Annotated in this window: 13 protein-coding genes; 12 read left to right on the top strand and 1 reads right to left on the bottom strand. The window is 69.8% G+C overall.

The window, feature by feature from the left end:
- The 9 genes from F0U60_RS35320 (at window position 1) to F0U60_RS35280 (ending at window position 11,407) form a co-directional block, all read left to right on the top strand.
- Complete coding sequence (locus F0U60_RS35320; RefSeq protein ID WP_395806456.1) at window positions 1-3,339, top strand: tetratricopeptide repeat protein; 3,339 nt, start codon at window positions 1-3, stop codon at window positions 3,337-3,339.
- 1 nt (window position 3,340) lies between these two features.
- Window positions 3,341-4,609 carry a phosphoribosylamine--glycine ligase gene (purD, locus tag F0U60_RS35315; RefSeq protein ID WP_395806455.1) on the top strand — a complete coding sequence of 423 codons (1,269 nt, stop codon included), beginning with the start codon at window positions 3,341-3,343 and terminating at the stop codon, window positions 4,607-4,609.
- The gene (locus F0U60_RS35310) at window positions 4,606-5,718 is read left to right on the top strand and encodes an LptF/LptG family permease (protein ID WP_395806454.1); all 1,113 of its coding nucleotides are present in this window, start codon (window positions 4,606-4,608) and stop codon (window positions 5,716-5,718) included. The genes purD and F0U60_RS35310 overlap by 4 nt, the downstream gene beginning before the upstream one ends.
- Window positions 5,715-6,815 carry an LptF/LptG family permease gene (locus F0U60_RS35305; RefSeq protein ID WP_395806453.1) on the top strand — a complete coding sequence of 367 codons (1,101 nt, stop codon included), beginning with the start codon at window positions 5,715-5,717 and terminating at the stop codon, window positions 6,813-6,815. Before F0U60_RS35310 ends, F0U60_RS35305 begins: the two co-directional genes overlap by 4 nt.
- Window positions 6,812-8,053 (top strand): O-antigen ligase family protein, encoded by a 1,242-nt coding sequence (locus F0U60_RS35300; protein ID WP_395806452.1) that lies wholly within the window; start codon window positions 6,812-6,814, stop codon window positions 8,051-8,053. The genes F0U60_RS35305 and F0U60_RS35300 overlap by 4 nt, the downstream gene beginning before the upstream one ends.
- Window positions 8,054-8,145: 92 nt before the next feature.
- A complete protein-coding gene (locus F0U60_RS35295) occupies window positions 8,146-8,499 on the top strand; it encodes a helix-turn-helix domain-containing protein (RefSeq protein ID WP_395806451.1) in 354 nt (117 codons plus the stop codon).
- A gap of 18 nt (window positions 8,500-8,517) precedes the next feature.
- Entirely contained in the window at window positions 8,518-8,940 is a 423-nt protein-coding gene (locus F0U60_RS35290) for a response regulator (RefSeq protein ID WP_395806450.1), read from the top strand.
- A 160-nt stretch (window positions 8,941-9,100) separates the two neighbouring features.
- Entirely contained in the window at window positions 9,101-10,198 is a 1,098-nt protein-coding gene (locus F0U60_RS35285) for a UvrB/UvrC motif-containing protein (RefSeq protein ID WP_395806449.1), read from the top strand.
- A 204-nt stretch (window positions 10,199-10,402) separates the two neighbouring features.
- Window positions 10,403-11,407, top strand: a complete 1,005-nt coding sequence (locus F0U60_RS35280) for an RCC1 domain-containing protein (protein WP_395806448.1) — start codon at window positions 10,403-10,405, stop codon at window positions 11,405-11,407.
- 27 nt (window positions 11,408-11,434) lie between these two features.
- Here the strand turns inward: F0U60_RS35280 and F0U60_RS35275 are convergent, their stop codons facing one another.
- Window positions 11,435-12,487, bottom strand: a complete 1,053-nt coding sequence (locus F0U60_RS35275) for a glycosyltransferase family 4 protein (protein WP_395825603.1) — start codon at window positions 12,485-12,487, stop codon at window positions 11,435-11,437.
- Window positions 12,488-12,606: 119 nt separating this feature from the next.
- Here F0U60_RS35275 and F0U60_RS35270 point away from each other — a divergent pair, with 119 nt between their 5' ends.
- The 3 genes from F0U60_RS35270 (at window position 12,607) to F0U60_RS35260 (ending at window position 18,560) form a co-directional block, all read left to right on the top strand.
- Window positions 12,607-13,746, top strand: a complete 1,140-nt coding sequence (locus F0U60_RS35270; RefSeq protein ID WP_395806447.1) for a glycosyltransferase — start codon at window positions 12,607-12,609, stop codon at window positions 13,744-13,746.
- 223 nt (window positions 13,747-13,969) lie between these two features.
- Window positions 13,970-15,364, top strand: coding sequence for an undecaprenyl-phosphate glucose phosphotransferase (locus F0U60_RS35265; RefSeq protein WP_395806446.1), 1,395 nt, complete (start codon window positions 13,970-13,972; stop codon window positions 15,362-15,364).
- Window positions 15,365-15,464: 100 nt separating this feature from the next.
- Window positions 15,465-18,560, top strand: coding sequence for a hypothetical protein (locus F0U60_RS35260; RefSeq protein WP_395806445.1), 3,096 nt, complete (start codon window positions 15,465-15,467; stop codon window positions 18,558-18,560).
- Window positions 18,561-18,562: the final 2 nt, after the last annotated feature.

The following is an 18,562-nucleotide window of genomic DNA, read 5'->3' as shown; positions in this document are numbered from 1 at the left end:
ATGCGGATCACCTGCCAAAAATGTGCGGCGGCCTACGCCATCGATGATCGGGTCATCACGCCCAAGGGCGTGCGTGCGCAGTGCCCGCGCTGCCGTCACCTGCAATTGGTGAAGCGCGAGGAGCCTGCCGCGCCGAGCGCCCCCGCGCCCAAGCCCGCCGTCGCGGCGAAGCCCGCTGCCGCACCCAAGCCTGCCGCCGCACCGAAACCCGCCGTCGCGGCGAGGCCCGGTTCCGCCTCCGCCGCGAGGCCCGCCACTCCGTCCGCTTCCCTCTCCGACGAGCTCTTTGGTGATCTCGGAGATCTCGAGCCGGCACCGGACCCCAACGACTCCCCCGCGGATTCACTGCTGAACGACCTGTCGTCGATTGGCGCGTCGCCTGCGCCCTCCTCGCCGACGCCGTCGAAGGACTCGCTGTTCGGAGATTTCTCCGAGCTTACTCAGTCGTCTCCGTCCAATCCGACGATCGACCTCGGCGCCTCGTCCACTCCGGCGACCCCGTCCTACTCGATTCCGTCGGGAGATCTGCTCTTCGACGAGGTCGCTGCTCCGCCGCCCGCGCCACAGCCCAAGCCGGCCGCGCCCGTGCAGGCCAGGCCGCCCGCGCCGCAGCCCAAGCCGGCGGCACCCGTGGCCGCCCCCGCGTTCCCGGAGCCGGCTGACGACGGGATCTTCGACTTCAACGCGCCTCCTGGCTTCAGCGCACCTCCGCCCGCCGCGGCTCCCGTCCCGCCCAGGCCGGTTGCGCCCGCGCCACAGCCCAAGCCGGCGGCACCAGTGGCCGCCCCCGCGTTCCCGGAGCCGGCTGACGACGGGATCTTCGACTTCAACGCGCCTCCTGGCTTCAGCGCGCCGCCCGCGGCGGCTCCGGCGTTTGCTCCTGCAGCCTCGGCGGCTCCGGCGCCGGAGGGCGATCCGCTCCTCGACTTCTTCGGAGCACCGACCTCGCAGCCAGAGCCTCCTCCTGCCGCACCCATCAGGGCCGCCATGCCCGTGGCGGCTCCGGCTCCCGTTCCTGCTGCTGCTCCCACGAGGGCTCCCGCCGCGACGCCGAAGACGTGTCGTGAGTGCGGCAAGTCGTTGGTGGATCCGTTCGATCAGGCGCTCGGTGCGTGCGAGGAGTGCCGACAGCGTGTTCAGAAGCCCACGCCCGCTCCCGTGCCCGAGAGCCGGTCCGTGGAGGTCATCGATCTGCCGCCGCTGGACTCGCCCATGTCGGGAGGTGGAGCGGTCGCGTCGCTGCCTCCCGAGCCGAGGTCCGTCCCGGCCGCGCCCATGCTGGCGGCCGAGCCTCGCAGCGCCGTGCGTCCCGGTGGGGTCCAGCTCAACGGCGCAGCCGTGTCCGCGTCCAGCGGAGGTGGCCGTGGCGTCCTGATGGCGGCCCTGGTGGTGCTGCTGCTCGCGGGCGGTGGCGGGGCCGCGTACTTCTTCGTCCCTCAGGTGAAGGAGATGGTGGGCCAGCAGGCGGGGGGTGGAGCGGCGTCGCCGACTTCGCCGAAGAACAAGCCCGCGGCGGTCGCGCTTCCTCCTGCGGTAGAGGCTGTGCTGCCGCGCTGGCAGCTCATGTTCATGGACGCCAGCAGCGGTGACAGCAAGAAGCTGCTCGAGCAGGGGCAGACGCTGCTCGCCAAGGATCAGCGCCTCTCCTACTCGGAGGCGATGGAGTCCTTCCAGCGGGCGTTGCTGTTGGATCCGGGGAGCGACGAGGCCATCGGCGGCTATGTCCAGGCGCTCGCGCTCGGGTCCGGCTCGCGGATGGATGACGCGACCTTCCAGGAAGCCCGTGCCCTCATCGAGGCCGCCGAGAGCAGGGCCAGCCGTGGCCCGGACCTGCTGGTGGCCCATGCGAACCTGCTGCTCTCCCGCTCCAGTGTCTCGGACAACGTGGACCAGGCGCGCCAGCTTGCCGAGGAGGTGCTGGCCAACACCCAGGAGGGCACCGCGGCGCACAAGGCCGAGGCCCACCTGGTGCTCGGTCGCGTCTTCCTGACGTCGTCCCGGGAGCTGGCCAACCAGCACTTCGAGTCGGCGCTGGCGATCGCCTCGGACCTCCATCGCGTGCACTACTACCGTGCGCTGGCGGATGAGACGTCCGGTGACTACGGGCTGGCGCTCGATCGGCTGCGCAAGCGGCTCGAGCAGGATCCCGATCACTGGGAGACCCGCACCACTCTGGCGCGCATCCTCATGGAGGTGGGCGAGGTGGAGCAGGCGCGTCAGCTCTATGAGTCGCGCCTCAAGAGCACGCCGGGGGACTTCCAGGCGCTCCTGGCGATCGCGGTGATGCGCTACCAGGTCGAGGGCGGCGTGTCGGGTGGGCTGGGGGCCCTGCGTGGCCTGCTGCGCAACCGCGACAAGTACGACGAGCGCGAGGTGGCGGACCTGTTGCTGCACCTGGCGACCGCGGAGCGCCTGGCCAGGAACCTGGAGCCGGCGGCCAAGGCGGCTCGCGAGTCCCTGCAGTTGCTGAAGAACAATCCGGCGGCGCACCTGCAGCTCTTCCTGGTGTCCGTGACACGCAAGGATGCGGCGGCGGCGGCCGAGCACCTGGTCACCCTCAAGGGCCACCTCGACGATACGGCGTTGGAGAAGATGCTCGAGGGCCGGCTGCGGCTGCTCGAGCGCAAGCCCGCAGAGGCGATGGCGTTCTTCCAGGAGGCCGCGCGGCTCGATCCGCGCCGGACGGATGCCCTGCTGCTGGCCGGAGTGGCCGCCGCTCAGGACGGGCGCCGGGACGAGGCCTTCCGCGTGCTCGCCCAGGCGCTCCAGGCGGACCCGATGCGGCTCACCCCACGGCCGGTCGTCACGTCCTTCTACATGCGCCCCGGGGAGCTGCTCGAGGGACTCGATGGCTCCATCGTGGCGATCGCCCGCGGGAAGGAAGACATCCTGGCCCTCCTGTACGAGGGGCTCCTGCGCTTCCACCAGGGTGACGGCGCCGCGGCGGAGAAGCTGTTCAAGAAGGTGATCGACATCGACTCCTCCAACGCTCCCGCGTACGCCTACCGCGCCTTCATCGCCCTGGAGCGCAGGGACATGAACGCGGCCAAGGGTCATGCCGTTCGCGCGGTGGCGGGGGGTCGTCAGGTGGCCATCGCCCACCTTGCTCAGGGCCTCGTGCTGTCCGAGACCAAGCAAGCGGAGTTGGCCAAACGCTCGCTGCGCGAGGCGGTGACGCTCGCTCCAAAGCTCTACTCGGCGGCGGTGCGGCTGGCCGAGCTGGAGTCCGCATCCTCCAGCCGTGACTCGGTTCGCGGACCGCTGGTCAGGCTCCTGGGGCTTGATCCCTCGTACCTGCCCGCCAAACGCGTCCTCTATCTGCTCGACAAACGAGGTTGACGTGAAGGTCCTTCTCCTCGGCTCCGGTGCGCGGGAACACGCGCTCGCGTGGAAGCTGTCCCAGAGCCCCCGGTTGACGAAGCTGCTGGTGGGCCCGGGTAACCCGGGCACCGCTCGCGTAGGCACCAACGTACCGCTCCAGGCGGACTCGCCCGAGGCGGTGGTGGCGCTTGCCCGGAAGGAGCAGGTGGACCTGGTGGTGGTGGGTCCCGAGGCCCCACTGGTGGCGGGCGTGGCGGATGCGGTCATCGCGGCGGGCATTCCGTGCTTCGGCCCGGTGGCGGGGGCCGCGCTCATCGAGGGCTCCAAGGCGTTCGCCAAGGAGATCATGGACGAGGCGGGCGTGCCCACCGCGGGGTTCCGGGTGTTCACCGACGTGGCCGAGGCCGAGGCTTACGCCGTGAGCCAGGGCCGCATCGTCGTCAAGGCAGACGGGCTGGCAGCGGGCAAGGGCGTCATCGTGGCGCAGGACACGCAGGCTGCTCGCGAGGCGGTGCGTGCGGTGGGCGCCATGGGCGTCGCGGGCCAGCGGATGGTGTTGGAGGAACTGCTGGAGGGCGAGGAGGTCTCCGTCATCGCCCTGTGCGACGGTGAGCGCTACGTGCTGCTCCCGCCGGCGCAGGACCACAAGCGGGTAGGGGAGGGCGACACCGGGCCCAACACCGGCGGTATGGGCGCGTACGCACCGGCGCCCTTCCTGTCCCCCGCACAGCTCGCCGAGGTGGGCGAGCAGGTGATCGCCCCGACGTTGGCGACCCTGCGGCGGCGGGGAATCCCCTTCCGGGGTGCGCTGTATGCGGGGCTGATGCTGACGCGCAGCGGACCCAAGGTGCTCGAGTTCAACGCGCGTTTCGGAGACCCCGAGACGCAGGTGTTGATGATGCAGCTGGCGGAAGACGTGCTTCCGTTGCTGGACGCGTGTGCGCGGGGCCGGCTCGAGTCGCGCCCGCTCGCAGTCCACCCCGGGGCCTCGGTGGGCGTGGTGCTCGCCGCGCACGGCTACCCGGAGGCGCCGAGGCGGGGTGATCGCATCGAGGGAGTCGACGCGGTGCCGACCGACTGCCCGGTGTTCGTCGCGGGCGTGGAGGACAAGGGGGGTGGGTGGCTCACGGCCGGTGGCCGAGTGCTCACCGTGTGTGCGCGTGGTGCGGATCTGGCGGAGGCCCGTGCTCAGGCCTACACCGCGGTGGCCCGCCTGCGTTTTGAAGGCATGCATTTCCGCCGGGACATCGGCGCCAAGGGTCTGCGGGCGCCAGCCGTGACGCCGTGAAGCTGCTCTCCCGTTACCTCCTGAAGGAGCTGGTCATCCCCCTGGTGGTGTGGGTGGTGTTCCTGTTCATCCTGCTCTTCGTCATGCAGTTCCTGAGGGGCACGGATGTGATCCTCGGGTCCGCGGTGACGCTGGAGGATCTCGGGCAGCTCATGTTCTACCTGGCGCCGCACTTCTTGATGATGGCGCTGCCCATCGCCTTCCTGCTGGCCATCCTCCTGGGTCTGGGCCGGCTGTCGGAGGATCGTGAAATCACCGCGCTGCAGGCGCTCGGCATCGGTCCGGTGCAGCTGCTCGCGGGGCCGATGGCCATCGGCGCGGTGCTCGCGGCGCTGATGCTCCTGCTCACCTCCACCGCCGAGCCCTGGGGGCTCACCAGCGTGAAGGAGTTCGTTGCGGAGATCATCAAGAAGAACGTCGTGGGTGATGTGAAGTCGGGTGTCTTCTACGAGGATCTCTCCAACCTCACCCTCTACGCAGAGACGGTGGATGACGAGGAGCACCGGTGGACGAACGTGCTGTTGCATGACGATCGTGAGCCGTCCTCGGCCCTGCTGATGCTCGCGCGCAACGGCCGGGTGAACACGAACACCGCTGGGCAGGTGCTGACGCTGGAGCTCGGTGATGGCGAGGCACACCGGGCGGACCCGAGCGCTGCGTCCTACGCGGTGGTCTCCTTCCAGCAGGGGGACATCGCCGTGGGCGTGGAGGGCTCCATGGGGCGGCGCAACCGCTTCCGCTCGCCGAAGGAGGAGCTCACGCCGAGCGAGCTGCTGCAGGCAGCCGACGAGGCCCGGCGCACCGGGGGAGATCCCCGGCCCTTCCTGATGTCGCTGCACAACCGGCTGGGGCATGCGCTCGCGCCGCTGTCGTTCGCGCTGCTGGGCACGCCGCTGGCCATCGGGCGCAGGCAGGGCGGGCGCGCGTGGGGCTACCTGCTCACGCTGGGCGGCTACGTGCTCTTCTACCTGCTCATGCGCTTCTTCGAGCAGATGGGCCAGCAGGGGAAGATGCCCGTGGTGCTGGCGGGCCAGTTGGCCAACATCCTCTTCTGCGTGGCGGGCCTGGTGGCCATGTACCGCGTCAGTCGCTCGGGGACGGTGCGGTGAACGGGACGCTCTTCCGGTACGTGGCCCGCACGTACATCGTGTTCGCGGTGGGCATCCTCGCCGCCGTGCTCACGGTGTTCCTGGTGGTGGACTTCGTGGACCGTGCTCGCAACTACTCCGGCGAGGGCTGGGTGTGGAACGTGATGCTGCTGTACGCCAACAAGGCGTTGGTGGCCACGCAGCAGCTCGGGCCGGCGGCGCTGCTGCTGGCGGCGGGCGCCTCGGTGTCCTCCCTGCGCAAGCGCGGCGAGGTGACGGCGATGCAGTCCCTCACCTTCGGACCCAACGCGCTCTATCTGCCGGTGGCGTTGTGCGTGGCGGTGGCGTGCGTGGGGCTCATCGCCTTCGACGAGTGGGTCGTCGTCAAGGCGGCCCAGCGCGTGGAGGAGATCTCCATCCAGCGCTTCAACCGTTGGGGAGACTGGGGCCTGTACCACAACCCCAAGCAGTGGTTCCGCAAGGGCGACCACATCTTCTACCTGCGCAGTGGCAGCGCGCAGGAGGGCTTCGAGCAGGTGGCGATCCTCACCGTCACCCCGGAGTTCCGGCTGGCGCGGCGCCTGGACGCGAAGCGCATGCTTCCGGTGGAGGGCACGCGCTGGAAGCTCGAGGGCGTGGTGGAGCGCTCCTTCACGAAGGAGGGCCAGTCCCAGGTGCGCGAGCTGGCGGAGGCCGAGTACGACCTGGGTGCCACGCCTCAAACCTTCCGCATCCGCCCTGGCCGGCCCGAGCAGATGCGGGTCCCGGTGTTGCGCGAGCAGATCATCGCGCGCGGAGAGGTGGGACTGAGTACAGGGCAGTTCTCGCTCACGCTGCACAACCGCTTCGCCTACCCGCTGGCGGGCTTCCCCGCTGCGATGCTGGCGGTGGGGCTGGCGTTACGCCCGGGGCGCAAGGGACACCTGACGGTGGCCATCGTCGAGGGGCTGATCGTCTCCGTGACGATGTGGAGCCTGATCGTCGTGGCCCGGACGCTGGCACTCTCTGAGCGCATGCCGCCCGTGGTGGCCGCGTGGCTCCCGGCCACGCTGTTGGTGGTGGCCGCGACCGTGCTGTGGCTGCGCGGTGAGGGCCTGCTGGGGAGGAGCGGGGCGTGACCATTCGCTCCGAGGTGCTCGAGCGCGGGCTCCTGGTGTGTCTGGCCCTGTGGGGCGTGGGGTGCCTGTTCCTGGAGGGACTCGCGGCCGTGGGGTTCGCGGGTTGCGCGCTGGGAGCGCTGGGGGTGGCCTGGCGGGGCGGCGTCACGGTGCGTGGAGCGCTGCGCGCCTGGGCCCCGTTGGTGGCCTTCCTCGCGTGGGCCCTGTTGGCACCGACGCTGTCCGGCCATCCGCCGAGCGGCACGGGCGTGGCGCGCCTGCTGGACTTCGTGGGCATCCCCGTAGCGGCGGTGGCGCTCGGCCAGCTGTCGGATGCGCGCAGGGTTCGCCTGGCGTGGGTGCTGGGCGGGGTGTTCCTCGTCTCGTGCGGGGTGGCGGGGTTGCAGCACTTTGGCGTGTGGCCTGGGTCCGACGCCTGGGCGCCGTTCGCGTGGACGCGCCTGCGGTTCGAGCGCGTGTACGAGCTTGTTCCCGGCACGGAGAACCGCTTCATGGCCGGGGGTCTGCTGTTCCACCGGCTGAAGTTCTCGCACATCGGCGGCATGGTCGTGGCCCTCGCCCTGGGCATGGGGTTGCGTCTGGAGGGGCGGCGGCGGATGGCGGCGCTGGGTGTGGCGGCAGTGGGGCTCGTCTCCGTGGGCCTCTTCCCCTACGCGCGGGCGGCGAGTGTGGCGCTCGTGGGGGTGATGGGGCTGGTGGTGCTGCTCGGCCTGCCCAGGCGCGTGGCGCTGCCGGCCTGCGCCGCGGTGCTGGGCCTGGCCGTGCTCACGCTGGCCCTCAACCGGCCCCTGCGCGAGCGCTTCCTCAACAGCACCACGGAGAAGGGCTCGGGGAGCCGGGTGGCGCTGCTGGAGACGGGCCTGTGCGCGCTGCGCCAGAGCCCTGTCACAGGCGTGGGCCCGGGGCGCTTCCAGGCACGCCTCTACGCCACCCCCGACATGCCCGAGCAGGCGCGTGAGCACCCGGGCAAGTCTCACAACCAGTTCCTCAGCATGGCCGCCGAGACGGGTATCCCGGGGGCCCTCCTGTTCGGAGTGCTGCTGGGTTGGCTCGCGTGGCGCCTCCCGAGAACCCGGCCCGAGGGACTGGGGGCGCTCGGGGCGCTCGCGTTCTTCTGCCTGTTGTCGCTGCTGCACGACCCGCTCTTCCACACCCAGGCCTCGCAGGCCTTCGTGCTGATCCTCGGAGCGGGGTTCGCCGGGCCTCCTGTACCCAAGGACAAGCGGTCCGCGGTGTGACGGCGGCCTCTGCCGAGCCCAGAGCAAATGCAAGGTCAAGCCTAGAACATGCGCACTTCACAGCGCGCAGGGCCCCCCCAATTATCCTGGTGATGGAGAACGAGAAGAACAGGCTGGCTGGAGGGGGGCGTTTGCACTTGCAGTTCGGCGACCATATGCGTCGCCTCAGGAACGCGCGGAGATTGACCCAGGAGAAGCTCGCCGAGCGCAGCGAGCTGTCGGTCGATGCCATCCGGCGTATCGAGCGCGGGGCGTTCTCTCCCTCCCTGGAAACGCTGGGGAAGTTGGCGGGTGGCCTCAATGTGTCCTTGAAGACGCTGTTCCAGGGCTTCGAGCGCGACCGTAACGATCAGGTCGCGGAGATCTGCGACTTCCTCTCCCACCGCTCGGGACGGGAGGTCCAGCTCGCCTGGCGTGTCCTCCAGGCCATGTTCGAGGAGCGCTGAGTCCCGAGGGGACTGCCGGTGCGAACCGGCAGATGTTCCCTGTTCCGCGTGGGCTCGCTGGCCTATGCACTGCCAGCCATGGTGGGCAAGTCTCCTGTCATTCTCCTGGTCGAGGACGAGAGCGATCTCCGCGAAGTCATCGAGGCCGCGCTGGCAGATGAAGGTTGCCAGGTGGTGAGCGCGACCGATGGAGACAGGGCGCTCGCGTTGTTGTCGGAGGGACAGCGACCTGCGCTGGTGCTGCTCGACTTCATCATGCCGCGGATGCACGGCTGGGCCTTTCTCGAGCGGCTGCGTTCCGACCCCACCTTCCACCATGTGCCGGTCGTGTCCATCAGTGCCCTGGCGGAGACGCATCCCGCGGTGACCGCGGTGTTGCGCAAGCCCTTCGAGCTGTCCTCGCTCATCGAGACCGTACGCCGGTTCACCTGCGCGCCCTGATGACCAGTGCGCCCGGAGGACATCTACCGGACGCCCGTTTCGCCGCACGCTCGCTCCCCGGCCGTGCACGAGGCGCACGCCTTGCCGGCTGTCTCTTTTCGCCTTAGGTGCGCTGTACCCTGGGCGATCCCCGGTGTTGTTCATCACCGGGTATCGCCGCATGAGCGCACGCCTGATCGAACAACTCCGCGAGGACGTCCGCGCCCGCGCTGAGAACCGTCCCGGGGTCTACCGCATGAGGGGACCCTCGGGAGAGGTGCTCTACGTGGGCAAGTCGGTGAAGGTGCGCACGCGGCTGCTCTCCTACTTCCGGGCTCAGCGCGGGGAGAAGGCGGCGGAAATCATCGGGCACGCGCACGGCGTGGAGTGGGACTACGTCCCCAGCGAGTTCGCCGCGCTGCTGGAGGAGTTCCGGCTGATCAAACGCTGGAGGCCCCTCTTCAACGTGGAACACAAGCGCGACAGCTCGCTGTGCTTCATCAAGCTGACGCGCGAGGCTGTGCCTCGGTTGCTGGTCGTGGGCCACGTCATCAACGATGGTGCCGAGTACTTCGGTCCCATCCGTGGCAGGCAGGCGGCTACCGAGGCGGTGCGGGCGGTGAGCGATCTGCTGGAGCTGCGCGACTGTCCCTCGGACACGCCCATGCGGCTGGCGGATCAGATTGAGCTCTTCCGCCTCCGGGAGGATCCGCGTTGCATGCGCGGCCAGGTCGGACGCTGTCTATCGCCATGCGCCAGCGGCTGCACGCGTACCGAGTACCTGGCGCGAGTCGCCCAGGCGCGTGACTTCCTGAATGGTGTCACGGACCAGCCACTGACCCTGCTGCGCGAGCGCATGAGCCTGGCGGCCCGACGCCTCCAGTTCGAGTACGCCGCCGAGCTGAGGGATCGGGCGGAGACGTTGGAGCGCGTGCAGGCCGAGCTGCTGCGGATCGGCCAGTTCGTGGAGCGCCTCTCCTTCGTCTACACCGTGCCGGGCCACGGCGGAGAGGACCGTGTCTACATCGTCCGCCGCGGCAGCGTACGCGCGGAGCTCCCGCTTCCGAGCACCGCCCAAGAGCGCCTCGTCCTGGAGGCGAAGGTGAGCGAGATCTTCGAGCGGCCAGAGCCGAGGACCATTGGCCTGCGTGCCCACGAAGCGCAGGAGGTCCTGCTCGTGGCCCGATGGTTCCGCCTCAACCCGGACGAGCTGGAGAGGACCCTGCCCGTGAGTGCTCGGCCCGGTGAGCAGGGCGTGGCGAGCGGGACGCCGGGGTAGGTGCCGTTTTCTGCTCGTTGCAATCATTGCAATAAATGGGGCTGAAGGCTGATAAAATTCAGCAGAGGGGGTGATGAATTTTGTCAGTCATTCGTGTGAATCGGTTCGCAGCGTTCGTCTGGGGTGCTTGGTAGGAAGCTCCTCACTCGGGCGAGCGGGAAACCCGCCCGAGGTGAGCGAACACACACGAGAGAATCAAACAACATGCGTATGTCTATGAATGCCGCGGCCAGGGGCTGTCTGGGTGTGATGCTGGGGTCCGCGCTGGTGGTGGGTTGTGGTGGCCAGGGAGAGAATGCCGAGCAGTCTCCGTCCGCCGTGGGACAGGTCGAGCGTGCGGTCACGCGCTCCGTTCCGATGCAGGTGACTGCCTTGTCGGGTGTCCAGAAGGTGCTTGCTGGCAATTCGAATGTCTTCGCCCAGACCAGTGATGGCAAGCGTTGGGGCTGGGGCTACGACTATTTTGGCCAGGTCGGTGCTGCTGGCTCTTCGCCCGGCGGCTACAGCGTGCCTGTGGAGCTGCAGCCGAGCCTCTCGACGACGGTGGGCTTCGGCGGTGGCGCCCTGCACACCATGTTCCTGCTCAACGATGGCTCGGTCATCCGGCGGGGTCTCGACAATTTCGGTCAGGTCGGAAGCTTCAGCATCTCCGGGACGGCCATCGCCGCGGGGACCCTCCACTCGGTGGTCTTGAAGAGTGATGGCACCGTGTGGGCCTGGGGGTCGAACCTCGGCAAGCAGCTCGGCTACGTCGGAGACTTCTCCCTGGTTCCGAAGAAGGTGCCGGCGCTCTCGCCCGCGAAGGCCATTGTCGCCGGTGCGAACTTCGTCGTGGCCCTGAAGACCGATGGCACCGTGTGGAGCACGGGTGGCACCAACCCCACGTGGCAGGTGATGGGTCTCCCGGCGACAGCGACCATCACGTCCATCGCAGCGGGACAGGACTTCGCCATGGCCGTGGACTCCGTCGGTTCGGTCTGGCGCTGGGGCATCAACATGTATGGCCAGCTGGGTAATTGCACCAACACCGACAGCCTCACCACCGCTGTGCGGGTGGCGAGCAGCTGCAACGGTGGTTCTCCGACTGCCCACCTCTCGAACGTCGCGTCTGTGGCCGCGGCCAGCTTCTCCGGCTTCGCTGTGCTCGGCGATGGCTCCCTCTGGAGCTGGGGCTACGACGAAGGCATCCTCGGGACGAACAACCAGTAGGACGGGCTGTCTGGCGTTGGAGCTCGCTCAGCGGGACTCCAGCGCCCGGCGGTAGGTGGCCAGGGTGCGCCGTGCGCAGTCGTCCCAGTTGAAGTGCGCGGCGCGCTCGCGGCCTTTCTCCGAGAGCTCATGGCGCAGGGCTTCGTCCCTCAGCAGTTTCAGCGCTGTCTCCCGCCAGGCGCTCGCGTCGTCCGGCGAGAGCAGCAGCGCGGCCTCGCCCACCACCTCCGGCAGGGAGGTGGTGCGCGCCACCACCGCTGGAGTGCCGCAGGCCATGGCCTCCAGCGGTGGCAGGCCGAAGCCTTCGTACCGTGAGGGGAACAGCAACGCGGTCGCGGCCCCGTAGAGGCGCGGCATGTCGTCCTCGGGCAGCTCGGACAACTCAATCGTCGAGTCTGGGAAGCCCAGCTCCCAGACCGCGCCCTTGCCGGCCAGCAGCACAATGGGCACCGGCAGTGACGGCGCGAGCTCCGCCAGCATCCCGAGGTTCTTGAAGGCCTTGGTGTTGCCCACCGCGAGGAAGAAGCGCGGAGGCAGTTTGCGGCGCTCGCGGAAGTCCTTCAGCTCCGAGGCCGTCTGCGGCTGGTAGCGCGCGTCCACGCCGTTGGGAATCACCTGAAGGCGGTAGGGCGACAGGCCGAGCTCCCGCGCCAGCTCCGCGCGCGAGAACTCGGACACGGTGATGAGCGCGCGGGCCGTCTTCGCTCGGGGACCGACAATCAGCTTGTAGTAGGCGCGGCGGCCCGGGCCGTACTGCTCCGACAGCACCAGGTGGTTGGCGTCGTGGAGCGTGGCCACCAGCCGTCCGGGCCACAGCGCGGGCACGGAGAAGGACGTGGCGTGGAACAGGTCGGGCGTCAGTCGAGCGAGCGAAGCGGCGAGTGCCGGCTGCTCCAGAGGGGATAGGAAGCCCACCGGACAGCGGTGCAGGGGGATGCGCGGGGTGAGGGCGCCAAGCCCCGCCGGGAGTCCCTCTGGAGCCGTGAGGCCACTGAAGCTCAGGTCCGGTGCCAGCGCGGGCAGTCGGTTCGCCAATTCCAGCGCGTAACGCGCGATGCCGTGCAGCCGGCCACGGACCATGCGCAGGTCGATGAGGACGCTCGCCACGCAGCAGGCACTACCACACGCGCGGGGCGGAGTGGGGGGCTCGGTTGCCCGGTTGTCGGCATCTGGGCCGAGCAGTGGTACAAGGCCCGCCCGTGAAGGTCGCCCTCGTCCACGATTGGCTCGTTACCCAGCGCGGCGGCGAGCACGTGCTCGAAGCACTGTGCGAGCTGTTCCCGCAGGCGGACATCCACACCCTCGTCCACCGCCCGGGCGTCGTGCATCCGCGCATCGAGGCGCGGCCCATCCACACGTCCGTCCTCCAGCGCATTCCCCGCGTCCACAAGCTCTACCGGCACTTCCTCCCGGTGCTCCCCAAGGTCATCGAGTCCATGCGCCTGGAGGGGTATGACCTCGTCATCTCCTCCAGCCACTGCGTGGCCAAGGGCATCCGCAAGCCGCCCGGGGCGAAGCACCTCGCGTACGTGCACGCGCCCATGCGCTACATGTGGGATTTGTTCGACGACTACTTCGGACCGGGCCGGGCCTCGCTGCCGGTGCGCGTGGCGGCGCATGCGGTGCGGCCGTACCTCCAGAAGTGGGACCGCGAGAGCACCGCCGGGGTGGACCGCATCCTCGTCAACAGTCAGCACATCGCGGGCAAGGTGCGGCGCTTCTGGGGCCGCGACGCTGCCGTGGTGTACCCGCCGGTGGCGCTGGAGCGCTTCTGCCAGCACCCGCTCGAGGGGCTTGGCCGGGGCGGCTACTTCCTGTGGTTGGGTGCCTTCGCGCCCTACAAACGGCTCGACATTGCCCTGGAGGCCTTCCGGCACCTGGACGCGCCGCTGTGGGTGGTGGGCACCGGCCAGGAGGCGGCTCGGCTCACGTCGGGGCCGCTGCCCAAGAACATCCGCTTCCTCGGCTCCGTGTCGGACGAGGCGCTCGCCGGCCTCTACCGCGACGCACGCGCGCTCATCTTCACCCCCGAGGAGGACTTCGGCATCGTCCCGCTCGAGGCTCAGGCCTGTGGTCGCCCCGTCATCGCCTACGGGCGGGGTGGGGCGCTGGAGACGGTCAGCCCTCGCACGGGCCTCTTCTTCGATGCGCAGACGCCCGACGCGCTGGTGGAGGCCGTGCGTCGCTTTGAGCAGTGGGAGCCCAATTTCCGACCGGAGGACGCCCGGTCGCAGGCCGAGCGCTTTAGCCGGGCCGCCTTCCTGCGCGCGGTGAAGGCCGAGGTGGACGCGCTCCTGGGCGCCTCGTCCAGCCCGTCTGTCCGGGCCGCCATCCCCTGACATTTTTGCCGTGGTGGGTGTCTTTTTCGAGGGCAAGCGAGCTCGCGCCAGAGGTTCGCTTCGGAGGCCGTCAGGAAGGGCAACCCCTTGGATTCCGGGCAGTTTTCGTGTTAGGAGCCCCCCGGCCGCATGGGCTGTCTGGTTCCGGACGGCCCGTGGGAGCGGGGTGCGACGTTTGCAGGTCGCCGCCGTGCGTTTTGCAGGCCACAGTGAGGAGGCCCGCGTGTTTAGCCGGTTCCAGCGCTTCTACACGTCCATCAAGGTCGCCGCCGACGTGGTGATGCTGACGTTGGCGTTCGTGCTCGCGTACGTCACCCGCTTTGAGGGCCCCATCCCGGTCGTCTACGGGTTGCCTCCCCTCGAGGAGACGCTGCTGTCGCTGGCGACGGTGCTCATCGTCTTCCCCGTCACCTACCGGCAGGCCCGGCTGTACGCGACGAACCGGGCGCGCACGCACATCGGCGAGGTGTTCGAGGTCTTCAAGGCCACCATCATGGCCACGCTCATCGTGGTGGCGCTGACGTACTTCACGCGCGAGCGCTACTCGCGTCTGATGCTGGCCTTCTTCTCCGGCTACGCCTTCGTTGGCGTGTCCACGGTGCGGTTGGTGCTGCGCGAGGTGCTCAACGAGGTGCGCCGGCGCGGTTTCAACCTCAAGTCCATCCTGGTCATCGGAGCGGGCGAGCTGGGTCAGCGTGTCATCGACACGGTGGAGAGCCACAAGGAGCTGGGCTTCCGGGTGGTGGGGGTGCTCTCGCTGCGCCCCGAGAAGGTGGGCCAGCAGGTGCTGGGCGTGCCGGTGCTGGGCCACGTGAAGGAAGTGGATGCGGTGCTGGACTCCCGTCCGGTGGACCAGGTCATCATCGCCCTGCCGCTGGAGGATCAGGCCGCCGTCAAGCCGCTCATGGAGCAGCTCGCCCTGCGCACGGTGGACGTGAAGGTGGTGCCGGACCTGTACCAGTACGTCACCCTGTACGGAGGGCTGGAGGAGTTCGGCGGGCTGCCCATCATCAGCCTCCAGGGCGATCCGATGACGGGCTGGAACATGGTGGCCAAGCGCGTCTTCGACATCCTCTTCTCGCTGGTGGCCATCGGCGTGAGCGCGCCCGTCATGCTGGCTGTGGCCATCGCGGTGAAGCTCACCAGCCGCGGGCCCGTCCTCTACGCCCAGGAGCGCATGGGCATGGACGGGGAGACGTTCCACATCCTCAAGTTCCGCACCATGCGCGTGGACGCCGAGGTCACCGGCGCGAAGATGGCCAGCAAGGATGATCCGCGCCGCACGCCCATCGGCACCTTCCTGCGCAAGTACTCGCTGGATGAGCTGCCCCAGTTCTTCAACGTGCTGTGGGGTGACATGAGCCTCGTGGGCCCTCGCCCCGAGCGGCCCGTCTTCATCGAGGAGTTCAAGCGGCAGATTCCCCGCTACCACCTGCGCCACAAGGTGAAGGCCGGCATCACCGGCTGGGCGCAGATCAATGGCCTGCGGGGGCAGACCTCCATCCAGAAGCGGATTGAGTACGACCTGTATTACATCGAGAACTGGTCCCTGCTGATGGACCTGAAGATTCTCATCCGCACTGCACTGGGCGGCTTCCTCTCGAAGAACGCCTACTAGCTCGGTGATCGGCCTCCCGAGTTCGGATGTGGTCTGTCTCACTTTCTGAGAAGAGGTCCTCCGCGCTCTTGGTCACGGACCGGTCTAATATCGCTCCGGCATGGGCGAACAGCTCGGAGCGCATCTGGTCCGCAAGGGCCTCATCTCTCAGTCGCAACTCGATGAGGCACTGAAGTCACAACTCATCTACGGCGGCAGCCTGGGTACCAACCTGGTCGAGCTGGGTCTGCTCGACATGGCCACGTTGGGACAGGCGTTGTCGGACGCGTATCACTTCCCACTCGCGACGGAAGCGGAGCTGGAAGCGGTGACGGCCGAGACCGTGGCGCTGCTCAAGCCTGAGCTGGCGCGCAACCACCTGGCATTCCCGCTGGCGCTGGAAGGTCGCCGCCTGCGCGTGGCCATGGTGAGCCCGCATGATCCCAAGCACGTGGACGCGCTCGGCTTCGCCACGGGCATGCGGATCGTTCCGTCCATCGTGACGGAGCTGCGCCTCTTCCAGTTGTTGGAGAAGGGCTACGGCATCCCCAAGCCGACGCGCCCTGTGCGTCCGGGCCAGCCCAAGCCCGCGGTGGGGCAGGGGGCTCCAGTCGCGCAACGGCCCACGGCTCTGTCGGCAACGCAGGGCATGCCCGCGTCGGCCCAGCCGGCTCCGGCGGCTCCGCCAAGGCCATCGCCCGCGGGGGCTCCTGCTCCTTCCGCTCCGGCTCCCGCGCAGCCCGCGCCTGCCGCTGCTCGGCCCGGGCCCACTCCGCCCGCTCCGGCTCCTGGTGCCCCCGCTGGGGCGAGCCCCCAGCAGGTTCCGCCTCCATCGACGTCCGCTCCAGGACAGCCTCCTGGGATGCGGCCTGCGCCGACGGGTGCTCCTCAGCCCCCGGCCGCGGCTGGAGTTGCCGCGAAGCCTGCTGCTCCGACGGGAGCGCCCACGATGCCGGGTGCGCCCGGAGTCGCGCCCGGTGGTGCGGTGCCTCCGAGGCCCGCAGTGACAACCGCGGGAGGCGTTCCGGTGCACGGAGCGCCGGGGAGTGTTCCGCCTGGGGCCGTGCCTCCACGCCCGCCGTCCGCGCCGGGCGCACCGGGGAGCGCACCCGCTGGAGCCACGCCGGTTCAGCCGTCGGCTGGAGCGCCCGTTGGTGCACCTGTTGGCGCTCCGGTGAGAGGGCCTACGGCGCCAGGAGTGCCGGGTGGGGCTCCCAACGCGGCCGTGCCTCCACGTCCGGCGCAAGCGGGTGCGCCCGTGGCCGGAGCTCCCGCGGGAGCGCCCGCTGGGGCAGGAGCTTCGCCGCAGCCCGCCGCGCCGAGATTGCCCCCCGCGCCGGTCACGCAGAGTGGCGTACCGGCTGGGGCCGTGCCCTCGCAGCCTTCCTCGCCCGTAGCGTCCGCTCCCCCGGGGGCACCGGCAGCCGCGAAGCCTGCGGGTGCCGCACCCGCGGCGAGTGGGCCCGCGCAACCCGGGCAGAACATGCCTCCGGGTATGACGCCTCGGAGCGGTCCGGGAGCAGCTCCGCCCACTGGCGCTCCTGTTGGGGCTCCGCCCGCGCCTGGCGCGAGCACGGCGCAGGTTCCGCCTCCGGCGGCAGGCCCGGCGCGTCCTCCGGAAGCTCCAGCGGCTCAACCGGGAGCGGCGCAGGCGCGTCCTCCGGCTCCAGGGACTTCGCCTGTGCCTCCGGGTGCTCAGGTCCCTCCGGGAGGCCCCGCGATGACGCGTCCGCCCGTGGGGGCTCCGCCTCCCGGGATGACTCTGCGTCAGGAGCCTCCGAGCGTTGTGGCTCGTCCTGCTGCACCGACGGGCGCTCCGCCCACAGGTGCTCCCGTCCCCGCGTCGACGCAGAGCGGGACGGTTCCTCCGGGGGGTCCGTCTCCCGCGACGGCTGCTCCGGCCCCTGTTCCGGGCGCGGGCCCGTCTGCCCAGCCTCTGCCGGCTCCCAAGGCGGCGGCTCCCGGTGCGCCGGCTCCTCAGCCCACACCGGGTGCTCCTCGCCCGGCGGTTCCTCCTGCGGGTGCTCCCGCGTCCCAGGCTGCTCCTGTTGCGCCTCGGGCTCCGTCCGCTCCGGAATCCACCGCTGCGCAGGCGGCTTCCTCCGCGCCACAGGCCTCGGCGCCTGTTGGCGCGCAGGCCGCCACGCCTCCCGCTCAGCCCGCGGCTCCTGTTCCGGCTCCTGCCTCAGCGCAGGTCGCGCCCCCTCCGGCGGCTCCCAAGGAAGCGCCTCTTCCGAAGCCGGCCGCGCCCATCGAGCCCGCCGCACCGAAGGCCAGTGTCCAGGCTCCTCCGGCTACGAAGGTCGAACCTGCGCCGGCACAGGAGCCCGTCTCCTCCAGCCCCGAGGCTCACGCCCAGGACACTGCCTCGGGAGCGAGCGCGACGGAGCCGGTCGCGTCTCCCGCGACGGCGAAGCCCAGGGCCGCTCCCGTGCAGCCGGTCGAGCTTCCTTCGGTGCCGGCGGGGGAGATGGAGGTGGCCTCGCCTCTGGAGCAGCTCGGGTCGGGCCCCGAGTCCGCCTGGTCGCGGCGGGCCATCGAGGTGGATTTCTCGTCGCAGGATGCGAGCTTCACAGAGCCAGGCTCTTTCGGCGCGGAGGGAGAGCTCCAGTTGGCGTCGCTGCATGAGTTCATCCCGACCTGGGACCCTTCGGCTGAGCCCCCCCCGGGTGCGACGGATGCGGCTGAGTCTCCCGCCGATGCCTTCGCTGAGTGGAATGGGGCGTCCCAGGGGGTCCAACTGGTACAGCTCCAGGAAGCGCTCGATGCGCTGAGGCAGGCCACGAGCCAGGGCGAGCTGGGCAAGGTGGTGCTGTCCTACGCCCAGGGCCGTTTCCCGCGAGGGTTCCTGCTGGGCGAGACATTCGGCATTGCTCGGGTGGGGCGTGGGTTCGGGCCTGGGAGCAACAAGCCCGCGGTCTCGGCGTTGCAGGTGGATCTCGATGCGCCCTCGCTCCTCTCCATGGCCGCGGCGGGTGGCAGGGCCGTGGTCTCCAGCGTGCCGGAGACTCCGGAGGACGAGGCGCTCTTTGCGGCTCTGGGCGAGTCGTTCTCGCACATGGTGGCCGCGCCGATCCGGTTGCACCAGCGCACGGTGGGGTTCGTCGTCATCGACGGGGGGCCCTCGCCGTTCGGCCCCGAGGAGCTCGACGAGCTGGAGCTGCTCATGACGGAGGCTTCGGCGGCTTACGGCCGGCTGCACGACTCCTCGTTGTGACA

Source organism: Archangium minus (assembly GCF_044360475.1).
Lineage (GTDB): Bacteria > Myxococcota > Myxococcia > Myxococcales > Myxococcaceae > Archangium > Archangium minus.
Note: the sequence above shows the minus strand (reverse complement) of the source record. Positions and strands in the feature narration are given on the sequence as shown.